8 protein-coding genes are annotated in these 11,569 nt (G+C 63.6%); 4 read left to right on the top strand and 4 right to left on the bottom strand.

The window, feature by feature from the left end; genetic code table 11:
* The coding region (locus GCT13_RS17655) for a type II secretion system protein N (RefSeq protein WP_152760258.1) at positions 1-290 on the top strand (290 nt) is incomplete at its 5' end.
* 74 nt (positions 291-364) lie between these two features.
* On the opposite strand, the gene gspF is transcribed toward GCT13_RS17655, so the two are convergent.
* Genes gspF through gspD form a run of 3 tightly spaced genes read right to left on the bottom strand, consistent with a single transcriptional unit; the run spans position 365 to position 5,560 of the window.
* Positions 365-1,582, bottom strand: coding sequence for a type II secretion system inner membrane protein GspF (gspF, locus tag GCT13_RS17650; RefSeq protein ID WP_152760256.1), 1,218 nt, complete (start codon positions 1,580-1,582; stop codon positions 365-367).
* A gap of 4 nt (positions 1,583-1,586) precedes the next feature.
* Complete coding sequence (gspE, locus tag GCT13_RS17645) at positions 1,587-3,128, bottom strand: type II secretion system ATPase GspE (RefSeq protein WP_321574427.1); 1,542 nt, start codon at positions 3,126-3,128, stop codon at positions 1,587-1,589.
* Positions 3,125-5,560 carry a type II secretion system secretin GspD gene (gene gspD, locus GCT13_RS17640; protein WP_152760254.1) on the bottom strand — a complete coding sequence of 812 codons (2,436 nt, stop codon included), beginning with the start codon at positions 5,558-5,560 and terminating at the stop codon, positions 3,125-3,127. The genes gspE and gspD overlap by 4 nt, the downstream gene beginning before the upstream one ends.
* A gap of 517 nt (positions 5,561-6,077) precedes the next feature.
* On the opposite strand from gspD, the gene GCT13_RS17635 reads away from it, so the two are divergent.
* Together GCT13_RS17635 and GCT13_RS17630 are read left to right on the top strand one after the other, a co-directional pair.
* Positions 6,078-6,581, top strand: a complete 504-nt coding sequence (locus GCT13_RS17635; RefSeq protein WP_152760251.1) for a lytic transglycosylase domain-containing protein — start codon at positions 6,078-6,080, stop codon at positions 6,579-6,581.
* 118 nt (positions 6,582-6,699) lie between these two features.
* Positions 6,700-7,956 (top strand): GTP-binding protein, encoded by a 1,257-nt coding sequence (locus GCT13_RS17630; protein WP_152760249.1) that lies wholly within the window; start codon positions 6,700-6,702, stop codon positions 7,954-7,956.
* Positions 7,957-8,050: 94 nt separating this feature from the next.
* On the opposite strand, the gene GCT13_RS17625 is transcribed toward GCT13_RS17630, so the two are convergent.
* Positions 8,051-8,329 (bottom strand): HU family DNA-binding protein, encoded by a 279-nt coding sequence (locus GCT13_RS17625; RefSeq protein ID WP_007581741.1) that lies wholly within the window; start codon positions 8,327-8,329, stop codon positions 8,051-8,053.
* A gap of 490 nt (positions 8,330-8,819) precedes the next feature.
* Here GCT13_RS17625 and mnmC point away from each other — a divergent pair, with 490 nt between their 5' ends.
* On the top strand, positions 8,820-10,784 hold the full coding sequence (mnmC, locus tag GCT13_RS17620) for a bifunctional tRNA (5-methylaminomethyl-2-thiouridine)(34)-methyltransferase MnmD/FAD-dependent 5-carboxymethylaminomethyl-2-thiouridine(34) oxidoreductase MnmC (RefSeq protein ID WP_152760248.1): 1,965 nt from the start codon (positions 8,820-8,822) through the stop codon (positions 10,782-10,784).
* Positions 10,785-11,569 lie beyond the last annotated feature (785 nt).

Raw genomic sequence — 11,569 nt, 5'->3', positions numbered from 1 at the left:
GCGCGCCTGTTTCGACGGAGCAGGCGGCGACGCTGTTCGGCGGCCAGCTCACGCGCACCGCGAACCAGGACATCCACCTGTCGGGCATTCTCGCGCTGGGCGAGGGCGCCGCGGCGATCGTCAGCACGGGCGGCGAGCCGCCGCATGCCGTCTCGCTCGGCAGCACGATCATGCAGGGCGCGAAGCTCGCCGAGGTGCGCGCGCGCTCGATCATCATCGATCGCAACGGCGTGCGCTCTGAAGTGTTCCTGCCCGCGAACGCGCCCGGCCCGACCATTTACGTGCGCTGATCTATTCCGCTACCGTGACAGCGCGACGCTCCGATGCAGCGCGCCGTCACGTCCTGGCGGCGTGACACCCGCCGTTACTGCACCAGGTTGTTCAGCTCGATGATCGGCAGCATCACGGCCAGCACGATCACCAGCACCACACCGCCCATCGCCAGGATCAGCAGCGGCTCCAGCAGGCTCGTCAGGAACATCGTGCGTCGCTCGAGTTCACGCGCTTCGCCGTCGGCCGCGCGGTCGAGCATCGTCGTGACATCGCCTGTCGCCTCGCCCGAGCGGATCAGGTGCACGAGCACGGGCGGAAACGTCTTCGTGTTGCCGAGCGCGCGCGACAGCGACGTGCCTTCGCGCACGCGCACGATCGCATCGTCGATATTGCCGCGCATCGCGCGGTTGCTGAGCGTTTCGCTCGCCGCCTGCAGCGCGCGCAGGATCGGCACGCCCGCTGCCGTCAGGATGCCGAGCGTGCTCGCGAAGCGCACCGTGTTATAGCCGCGCACGAGCTTGCCGACGAGCGGGGCCGTCAGCGTCCAGCGGTCGAACGCGAGGCGCGGCGCCGGCTGCGCGAGTATCGAACGCACCACATAGACGACGACCACGACCGCGATCAGCACGGCCCACCACCAGTTCCGCACGAAGCCCGAGAGCGCCATCATCATGACGGTTAGAATCGGCAGCTGCTGCTTCGTGCTCGCGAACACGTTCACGACCTGCGGCACCACGTAGCTCAGCAGGAACGTGACGATGCCGAACGCGATGATCGTGACGATGGTCGGATACGTGAACGCGAGGATGATCTTCTGCTTGAGCGCGTTGCGCTGCTCGATGTAATCGGCAAGGCGCGACAGCACGAGACCGAGCTTGCCAGTATGTTCACCGGCCGCGACGAGCGCGCGATATATCTCAGGGAAATCCTTCGGATGCTGCGACAGCGCGTTGGCGAGCGAATGGCCGCCGAGCACTTCGGCGCGGATCGCCGCCATCAGTTCGCGGATGTAGTCGCGCTCCGACTGCTCGGTCAGCACGGCGAGCGCTTCGTCGAGCGGCAGGCCCGCGATCAGCAGGCTCGCGAGTTGTCGCGTGAGAATGGCCTGCTCGCGCTGCGAAAGCTTGCGCCCCAGCGACAGGCGCTGGCTGCGCTCGCCGCGCGTGCGCGTCGCGGCCGGTTCGACGACAAGCGGCGTGAGTCCTTGCGTGCGCAACTGCGTGCGCGCGCCGCGCGCGCTGTCGGCATCGAGCACGCCCTTTTGCGCCTTGCCTGCGGCGTCGATTGCTTCGAAGCGGAACGCGGGCATGGGCTCAGACTCCGCCCGTCACGCGTATCACTTCTTCGAGCGACGTCATGCCCGACGCCAGCCAGCGCTCGCCATCCTCGCGCAACGTGCGCATGCCCTGCTTGTGACCCGCGTCGGCAATTTCGGCGTCGGCGGCATTGCGGTGAATCAGCGCGCGGATCGGCTCGTCGACGTTGAGCAGTTCATACACGCCGCGACGCCCCGCGTACCCCGAATGCCCGCACTTGTCGCAGCCGACCGGGTGCCACATCTTGCGGCCGCCTTCTTCTTCGCGCTCTTCCTTGCACACGGGACACAGGCGCCGCACGAGACGCTGCGCGAGCACGCCGAGCAGCGACGACGCGAGCAGATACGGTTCGACGCCCATATCCGTAAGACGCGTCACGGCCGATGCGGCATCGTTCGTGTGCAGCGTCGCGAGCACGAGGTGGCCCGTCAGCGAGGCCTGCACCGCGATCTGCGCCGTTTCGAGGTCGCGGATTTCACCGATCATGATGATGTCCGGGTCCTGACGCAGAATCGAACGCAGCGCGCGGGCGAACGTCATGCCGATGCGCTCGTTCACCTGCGTCTGCCCGATACCGGACAGGTCGTATTCGATCGGGTCTTCGACGGTCATGATGTTCGTCGTCGCCGTTTCGAGCCGCGACATCGACGCGTAGAGCGTCGTCGTCTTGCCCGAACCCGTCGGGCCCGTGACGAGCACGATGCCGTGCGGACGCGAAATCAGCTTGTCGAACTGCGCGAGCGTATCGGGCGCCATGCCGAGCGCTTCGAGATTCAGACGCTGCGCGTCTTTCTCCAGCAGACGCAGCACCGCGCGTTCGCCGTGGCCCGTCGGCAGCGTCGAGACGCGCACGTCGACAGGCCGTCCGCCGACGCGCAGCGTAATACGGCCATCCTGCGGCAGACGCTTCTCGGCGATGTCGAGCTGCGCCATGATCTTGATCCGCGAAATCAGCGCGCCGTGCAGCGCCTTTTTCGGACGCACGACATCGCGCAGCGTGCCGTCGACGCGAAAACGCACCACCGATGCATTCTCGAACGGCTCGATGTGAATATCCGATGCCTGCTCGCGCGCAGCCTGCGTCAGCAGCGCGTTGATCATGCGGATGATCGGCGCGTCGTCTTCGGATTCCAGCAAGTCTTCCACTTCGGGAATGTCCTGCATCAGACGCGACAGATCGACTTCGCCTTCCACTTCGCCGACCACCTGTGCCGCGCTGCCGTCCTGGCGCGCGTACGCCTGGTTGATCGCCTGCGCGAGTTCGTCCGCATTCGTGCGCACGACCGATACCGCGCCGAAATTGCGCACGACTTCGGCGAGCGCGGCCTGACTCGTGCGCTCGCTGATCCACACTTCGATGGTATCGGCGTGCTGATGCGCGACGAGAATCTGGCCGCTCTTCGCGAAGCCGTACGGCACGAGCCGCGCGGCGAGCGGAGAGGGCGCTTCGCGCGCCGGTTGAGCGGATGTTTCCGGTGCTTCGCGTACGCCTTCCGTCGTAGCGGCGGCGTGCGGCCCGGAAAGCGGCGTCGTGCTCACGGTCTTGCTCCGGGTGAGGCAATCGTGCCCTGGGTTGCAGCACCTGGCGTGCCCGGCGTTCCGTTCGTGCCATTGGCGCCGTTTGCGGTGTTCGTGCCGTTCACGCTGTTCGCACCATTCGTGCCGTTGGTGCCGTTCATGCCACTCGCGCCGTTCGTCCCATTCGCGCCATTCGCGCCATTAGGACCATTCACATCGCTCGCACCATTTGGCGCCTGCGGCCGGCGCGTCATGTTGTTGTAGTCGAGCAGATTCTGCGCAGGCACGCCGCCTTCGTTCGGTCCGGGCGGCGCGGGCGGCAGCATCGGCACGTTCTTGTCGCGGATCAGGTTGTTGTCCGTCTGATAGTCGCCCTGCTGCGCGCGCAGATAGTCGTAACGGCTCAACGCGATCGACGAACTGGTCGCCTGATCGCGCACGATCACGGGCCGCAGGAACACCATCACATTGGTCTTCGTGCGCGTCTTGTTTTCCGAGCGGAACAGCTGGCCCAGCCACGGGATATCGCCGAGCAGCGGCACCTTGCTGTTGCCGTTCGAGTAGTTGTCCTGCATCAGGCCGCCGAGCACGATGATCTCGCCATCGTCGGACAGCACCGTCGACTGCACCGAGCGCTTGATGATCGTCACGCCGCCCGGATTGTTCGTCGAGGTCGGATCGACGGACGAGTCTTCGGAATAGATTTGCAGCTTGATGATGCCGCCGTCGGTGATCTGCGGCTTCACGTGCAGCACGATACCGACGTCCTGACGGTCGAACGTGTTGAACGCGGTCACGGATGTCGCGGCGTTCGCGGTCGGCGTCGCGTACGAACCCGTCACGACAGGCACGTTCGAGCCGACGACGATCTTCGCTTCCTCGTTGTCGAGCGTGATCAGGTTAGGCGTCGACAGGATGTTCGCATCGCTCGACTGCGACAGCGCCTGCAACAGGCCACCCAGACCGAACACATTGCCGAAGCGGTGCAGCAGGCCGATGTTCACGCCGTTGTTCAGCAGGTTCGTGCCCGTCGTCGCGAGCGCCGCGGCCGGGTTGTTCGCGATGATCGCGCCCTGCGCGGTCAGGTTCACGATGCCCTGACTGCCGTTCGAATTGAAGTTCGAACTGCCGTAAAGACCGTTGTTGCCGCTGTTCGACAGCAGCGCACCCTGCCACTGGATGCCGAGGTTCGCGCTCGACGTCGCCGACAGCTCGACGATCAGCGCCTCGATATAGACCTGCGCGCGGCGCGAATCGAGCTGATCGATCACGCTACGCAGATTGCGGTAGACGGGGTCGGACGCGGTGATGATCAGCGAGTTCGTCGCCGCATCGGCCTGGATCATGCCGCCGGGCTGGTTCTCCTCGCCGCCGCCGCCTTCTTTTTCGCCGAGGAACGCGGCGTCCTTGTTGCCTTGGCCGCCATAGGTGCCGCCGCCGCCGAGCGGATTGCTGCCCATCGACGAGGACGATGAACCGCCGAGCGAGCCGCCCGGCAACGGCGGCTGGCCCGACGTGCCCGTCGACGAGCTCGCGTTGCCCTGGTTGAACGCGTTCGCGGCGTTGGCGCCGCCCGACGACGTTTCGCTGCCGCCCTTGCCGAGCATGCCGCGCAGCGTCTTCCCGAGACGCACGGCGTCCGCGTTGCGCAGCTGCACGACGTGGATGTTGCCGGGCTGTCCGGTGGCCGCATCCAGCTGCTTCGCGAGCGACTTCGCCGCTGCGAGGCGCGCCGCGTTCGATGCACGCAGCAGCAGCGAATTCGTGCGCGGGTCGGCCTGCACGGAGACCTTGAGCGTTGCGTCCGTGTTGCCGATCGAGCCGGGGTCGAGCATCTTCGACATCTGCGTCGCGACGTCGATCGCATTCCCGTTCTTCAGCGGCACAACCTGCACCTGCTGGCCGGCTGCCGTATCGACGCCCGCGATGATCTGTGCGATACGGCGCACGTTATCCGCGTAGTCGGTGACGACGATCGTGTTGTTCGACGGATACGCGGCAACCGTGTTGTTCGGCGAGATGAGCGGACGCAGCACGGGCAGCAGGTTGTTCGCCGATTCGTTCTTCAGCTGAAAGACCTGCGTGACGACCTGATCGCCGCGCGCCGCGGGCGCATTGCCGACGTAAGTCGGCACGCCCTGCAGTTTCGCGTCCGCTTCGGGCACGACCTTCAGCACGCCGTGATCCTGCACCAGCGAAAAGCCCTGCATCCGCAATGCGGACTGCAAGGTCTTCAATGCCTGGTCTTCCGGAACAGGGTTCTCGGAGACGAGATTCAGCTGCCCTTTCACGCGCGGGTCAACGATGATCGTCTTGCCCGTCGCCGCGCCAATCGCCTTGGCCACCTGGTCGATGTCGGCGTTGACGAAATTGAGCGTCACCTGTGCGTGTGCAGTGTGCGCGGTGATCATGCCAGCGACCACCAGCGCTGTCGCCACGCGACGCAATGCCATACGATTTCTTCTCATGGATAGGATTTCGAAGCCGACGGTGTGATCCGCCGACGATCATGCACAGTGGACGACCGGCCGACACAAGGTCGTCCTCGGTCTGACATGACGTTCCCACAGCAGCGAATGCCGGGTACGCCTTGCTTCCCTGTAACCGAAAACAATGAACAGTAACAGCTTTTCGTGTCGGAAATGTCACAAAGCTCGAAAGGCCGGTGAGATTCCTCTAACGATACCGATCAGACTGTCGTCTGATTGCGTGCTTCGTTACGTTCTTGAAAGTTTGTGACTCGCACCGCGCGTTGTTACACGCGGTTTCCCTTTGGCCGCAATTTACTGCCTTATGTCGGTTGGCCAACTTTAACGCGACATATCCAGCCGGTATGATACGGGCGGATCCAATCATTTGAGCATAACATGCGTAGCGGGTTTTCCCGAGTGCAGGCCTGCAGGATAAGGGTCTCAAGTAGTCTTTACCGTTTTTCCGTTCGCACACCGACATAACTCACCATCTTGACCGATGAAGCCGTCCTCACTCACTGTCGCCGTTGGCCTCGCCGCGCTGCTGGGCGCCGGGTCTGCGCGCGCGGACTGCTTTGACGAGGCCGCCAACTATCAGAAGGTCAATCCGCTGATCCTGCGGGCCATCGCCTGGCAGGAATCGCATAACCGTCCCGCCGCCGTGCACAAGAACGCCAACGGCTCGACCGACTACGGCGTCATGCAGATCAACTCCGTGCATCTGCCCACGCTTGCGCAGTACGGCATTTCGCAGGGCACGTTGATGGAGCCGTGCAAGAACGTGTACATCGCCGCCTGGCATTTGCGGCAGAAGATGAACAAGTACGGCAACACGTGGGCGGCCGTCGGCGCTTACCACTCCGAAACGCCATCGCTGCGCGACGAGTACGCAAGGCAAATCGTTGCGATACTTCGTAAGTGGAACCTGATGCCCCCCGAAAATGGTCGGGCACGCACCTCCGTCACTGCGGACAACGACACGCATCGGTCTCGCGCCAATTGATGCACAATGCGGCTTCGTGCTGCTGCCGGCTAGCGTCCACATCCGTCTGAGTCCGACGCCCGATGTCTGACGCCCGACCGGCGCATGCGTCTTTCACCTTCAAGTTTTTCGCACCACGATGAATCAGCCGCTTTTGCCCGTCACCGTGATTTCCGGTTTTCTGGGCGCCGGCAAGACCGCGCTCGTCGATCAGATTCTGTCGAACCGCGGCGGCCCGCGCGTCGCGGCGATCGTCACCGATCTTGCTGCCGTTCGTGTCGATATCGACAACGCAGCGCCCGCGTCTTCCACGGCATCGCGCATCGAACTGCCGAACGGCTGTGTCTGCGTGCAAGCCGGCGAAGATCTGCTCGAACAGATGCTGGAACTCGCGTCGGCGGCTGATCGCTTCGATGCCGTCGTGATCGAAGCATCGGGTGTCGACGAACCGATGGATCTCGTCGAGTCGATCATCGAAGACGAATCGCTGGCTGCGCGTGTGCGTGTCGATACCGCCGTGACGGTTGTCGATGCAGCGAATTTTCTGCGCGACTATGCATCGACGGATGCGCTGTCCGAGCGCGGCATCGCCGCCCATGAACACGATGACCGAACGATCGTCGAGGTGCTGATCGAACAGATCGAGTTCTGCGACGTGCTCGTGATCAACAAGGCAGACCTCGTTTCCGCCGACGATCTCGCGCATCTGCAAGCGATCGTCGCCGCGCTCAATCCACGCGCGGCGCAGATCGCCAGTAGCTACGGCAACGCGCCCATCGACGAAGTGATCGACACGGGGCGCTTCGATTACGACGCGACGTCTAACGCGGCGGGCTGGCTCGCGTTGCTGCACGATCCGCTCAGTCATCAGGAAGCGGGCGAAGGCAAAGGCGTCGGGCACGTCGTCTATCACGCGCGGCGGCCGTTTCATCCTGAGCGTCTATGGGCGCTGCTTCACGAGGAATGGAAAGGCGTGCTGCGTGGCAAGGGCTTCTTCTGGCTCGCGACGCGCAACGACATCGGCGGTTCGCTGTCGCAGGCGGGCGGCGCGTGCCGCCCCGTGCCGGCGGGAACATGGTGGGCCGCGCAGGATCGCAGCGAATGGCCCGAAGGGGACGACGAACTGCTGGAAGAGATCGCGGCGGACTGGTATGGCGACGCCGACGACTTCACCATCGGCGACCGTCGCCAGGAGCTGGTGCTGATCGGCGTCGATATCGAACCAGCGAAGTGGCGGGCAAAGTTCGATGCATGCCTGTTGACGGACGCCGAATATGCATTGGGCGCGGAAGGCTGGCGGCGACTGCCGGACCCGTTCCCCGCGTGGGATCTCGACGACGACGATCACGAACATGATCACGACCACGATCATGCGCATCATCACCATCATCATTGAGCATGATCGACTGATGGACCGACGTCCGTCATCGCGAAGCGCAGACGAAAAAAAACCCGCCAATGGCGGGTGTCAACAAATCAGGCGCTGATGCTTAGCGCTTGTTGACTGCGTCCTTGAACGCCTTGCCAGCCGTGAACTTGACGGTCTTTGCGGCCGGAATCTTGATGGTTTCGCCCGTCTTCGGGTTGCGGCCCGTACGTGCTGCGCGCTTGCCCGAACCGAAGCTGCCGAAGCCGATCAACTGGACTGCATCACCCTTCGCCACAGCCTTCTTGATAACTTCAAGCAGCGTGTCCAGCGTTTCGCCGGTTTGAGCCTTGCTGGCGCCCGTCTGACCTGCGACGGCGTCGATCAGTTCCTGTTTGTTCATTAAGGTTCCTTTCTGGTTTAGGTTGACACGAACAGCGCGAACGCGCCGATTATACGTGCGCGCGCCGCGCCGTCGAGCAGCGACGGCTCGGGAATACCCCGCACTCCCGCGGCACGCCAGGCACCGCGCAGAGCTCCGTGCTGCCGCTTCCCTCGCGGCGCTTGCTATGATAGCGCAGCGCAAACCCAATCTGGATAAGGGTTTCGAAGAATTACACGCTGCAATGCCTTATACAGCATGGAAAGCAGCTTTTTTTGCTTCGAGCGCATCGAATAGACGCTATTGGCAGCGCTCAAAGCCCCGTCAGCGTTGGTTTTTGCCAACGTTCGACCGGCCTGGAACGCCCTCCAGGCGGCGTCTGGACGGGCTTTAACGGGTGTCGGCGTGGGCTTCCAGCGTCGCGATCGGCGTTCATGAGGACGTTCGCCGATACCTGGATTTATCCCGGATTCCTCCCGAATTCATTCTTCCGCACTGCATTTCAACGCGCATGACCGAGCCGCTCGTTCCCGCCGTTCTTGCCTTTCGCGACAACGGCACACCGTATTCCCCGCGTTACGAAGACATCTATCACAGCGCGGTCGGCGCACTTGAGCAGGCGGAATATGTCTTTCTCAGGGGCAACGATCTGCCTGGGCGCTGGCAAAAGCGGTGGCTCTTTACCGTGCTGGAGACGGGTTTCGGCATCGGCATCAACTTTCTCTCGACGTGGGCCGCATGGCGCGCGGACCCCGATCGCTGCGAGCGGCTGCACTTCGTCTCGACGGAAAAGCATCCGTTCCCGGCAGCCGATCTGATCGCAGCAAGCGCGCCGGCCGTTGCGAATACATCGATTGCGCCGCTCGCCCGGCAGCTCGCCGATGCGTGGCCGACGCTCGTGCCCGGCATGCATCGGCTCGAATTCGAAGACGGCCGCGTGACGCTCACGCTCGTCTTCGGCGATGCCGCGCAGACGCTGCACTCGCTCTGGCTGCGCGCCGATGCGTTCTATCTGGACGGCTTTTCGCCCGCCAAAAATCCCGAACTATGGACGCCCGCGATCTTCAAATCGCTCGCGCGCCTCGCCGGCGATCAGGCGACCTTCGCCACTTATACGAGCGCGGGCGAGGTCAAACGCGGGCTGCAGCAAGCCGGCTTCGAGTATCGCAAGGTCGACGGTTTTGGATGGAAGCGGGCGATGCTCGTCGGACGCTTCGCGCCGCGCTATCGCGTGCGGCGTCACGAGCCGCCGCTGCCGCTTGCCGTCGATGAACGGCATGCGATCGTCATCGGCACGGGCCTCGCGGGTTGCGCCGCGATCGAGCGTCTGACCGCGCGCGGCTGGCGCGTGACGTCGCTCGAACGGCATCCGGCCGTCGCCCGCGATGCATCGGGCAATCCCGCAGGCGTGTTTCATCCGATGATGTCGCGCGACGATAGCGTCGGCTCGCGCATCACACGCGCCGGCTTTCTCTATGCGTTGCGGCATTGGTTGTCGCTCGAGCGGCGCGGTCATCGTCCTATGCGTGGACCCGAAGGACTTCTGCAAATCGCCGACGACGACGAAGCGTTGGCGATGGCTCAGGCGATTGCCGCGTTCGCCTATCCACAGGACTACGTGACACCCGTTTCCTCCGACGACGCGCAGCGCATCGCCAACATGCGCGTTGCGCGGGGCGGCTGGTTGTTTCCGCATGGCGGCTGGATCTCGCCTGCGTCGCTTTGCGCGGCACAGTGCAACGCGTCGCAAGCGTTGCTCGAGCGGCGCTTCGATGTCGAAGCGGCGCGCGTCGAACGCATGGGCAACGAGTGGGTCGTGTTCGGTGCCGACGGCGCCGCGATCGCCAGCGCGCCTGTCGTCATCTTTGCCAATGCGCATGAAGCGGCGCGCGTCGCCGGCTTGCGCCATGCGCCGACGCGCAGCGTGCGCGGCCAGTTGACGCTGCTGCCCGAAAGCGCGGCAAAAGCGCTGCGCGTGCCCGTGATCGGCGAAGGATACGCGGTGCCGCTACCCAACGGCGTCACGCTGACGGGCGCGAGCTACGACATCGACGATCCCGACACCGCCTTGCGAGCCGACGCGCACATCGAAAACATCGAGCGCATCGCGCGCCTGCTGCCCGATATGGGCGAAGCGATCGATACGGGAAAGCTGGCGTCGCTGGGAGGGCGCGTCGGGTTTCGCTGCGTGACGAGCGATCGCTTGCCGATGATCGGCGCGTTTGCCGACGAATCGGCCGCTATCCGCGACGCCGACAAGCTGCGCGGCGCGTGGCCACTCGATCTGCCGCGTACACCGGGACTCTATGGCGCGTTCGCGTTCGGCTCGCGCGGACTGATATGGGCGTCGCTCGGCGCGGAGCTGATCGCGTCGCAGATCGAAGGCGAGCCCTGGCCGGTCGAGCGCGAACTCGCGGAAGCGCTCGACCCCGCGCGCTTTCTGCTGCGCGCACTGCGCCAAGGGACCGCACGCTGACGTTTCATTCCCGTCGAAAGTTATCCACGTGAATCTGTGGATAACCGCGAGAATTGCGCGCGAAACTCGTGTGGAATCGATGTGGACGTAAACGGGGTAACTAGAGCGTTCCTGAAAACGCGTCAAAAGTTATCCGCTGAAGCCTGTCCGGCACGCACATCAAACACATCCGGTTATGCGTTCGGCAAGGCGCTGATTCGTTTCGGTAAACCCGGCTTGTCCACAGAAACGCGACGGCCTTGTTAACTTCTACTACGTATACATACAGGTAAACCTACAGATAAAAAGCCCGCGGTCAATCGAGGCGCGGCGGCATCGTTCCATCTCTGTTCAAAAGTCCGCTCGGCTCGCTTCGTGAGCGAGCTACATGCGCGAAGCTCAAAAGCGCGGGTTGCTTGATGAACGCCCGAATCCGATGGCGATCCAACCAGGATCTTCCAGGCGAACCCGCTGTGAGCCGTTGCACCGCTGTGAACCGTCGCAGCAACGCGTTCAGCCGCAAACAACGGCCTGTTTCCGGTCGGTTTTTCCTGTTGTCATCTAATTAGCGTACGTTTTTACCGCTTTGACTGTCTGTTCGACGCTTTTCCGTCAATCGTAAAAAAGCTATGGCACAATCGCCGTTCTTCCGCGTCGTGTTTTGCCTCCGCAACCGACGCGCCAATGGAACGGTTGCCGGACCACCAGAATCTGATTCAAAAGTCGACGGCGCTCTTTTCACTCACGTCGGGCCGCTCGTAGTCACGCGGCATCGGCGTGTTCGTTTCAGTTTTTCATCCGATCGT

The sequence above is a fragment of the Paraburkholderia franconis genome (assembly GCF_009362735.1).
Classification (GTDB): domain Bacteria; phylum Pseudomonadota; class Gammaproteobacteria; order Burkholderiales; family Burkholderiaceae; genus Paraburkholderia; species Paraburkholderia franconis.
This window is presented reverse-complemented; position numbering and strand designations above follow the sequence as displayed.

What these genes read in the sequence shown, in the direction of transcription:
- gspF (WP_152760256.1), bottom strand. Translation starts at nt 1,582, where the DNA reads ATGCCCGCGTTCCGCTTCGAAGCAATCGACGCCGCAGGCAAGGCGCAA.
- gspD (WP_152760254.1), bottom strand. Translation starts at nt 5,560, where the DNA reads ATGGCATTGCGTCGCGTGGCGACAGCGCTGGTGGTCGCTGGCATGATC.
- GCT13_RS17635 (WP_152760251.1), top strand. Translation starts at nt 6,078, where the DNA reads ATGAAGCCGTCCTCACTCACTGTCGCCGTTGGCCTCGCCGCGCTGCTG.
- GCT13_RS17630 (WP_152760249.1), top strand. Translation starts at nt 6,700, where the DNA reads ATGAATCAGCCGCTTTTGCCCGTCACCGTGATTTCCGGTTTTCTGGGC.
- GCT13_RS17625 (WP_007581741.1), bottom strand. Translation starts at nt 8,329, where the DNA reads ATGAACAAACAGGAACTGATCGACGCCGTCGCAGGTCAGACGGGCGCC.
- mnmC (WP_152760248.1), top strand. Translation starts at nt 8,820, where the DNA reads ATGACCGAGCCGCTCGTTCCCGCCGTTCTTGCCTTTCGCGACAACGGC.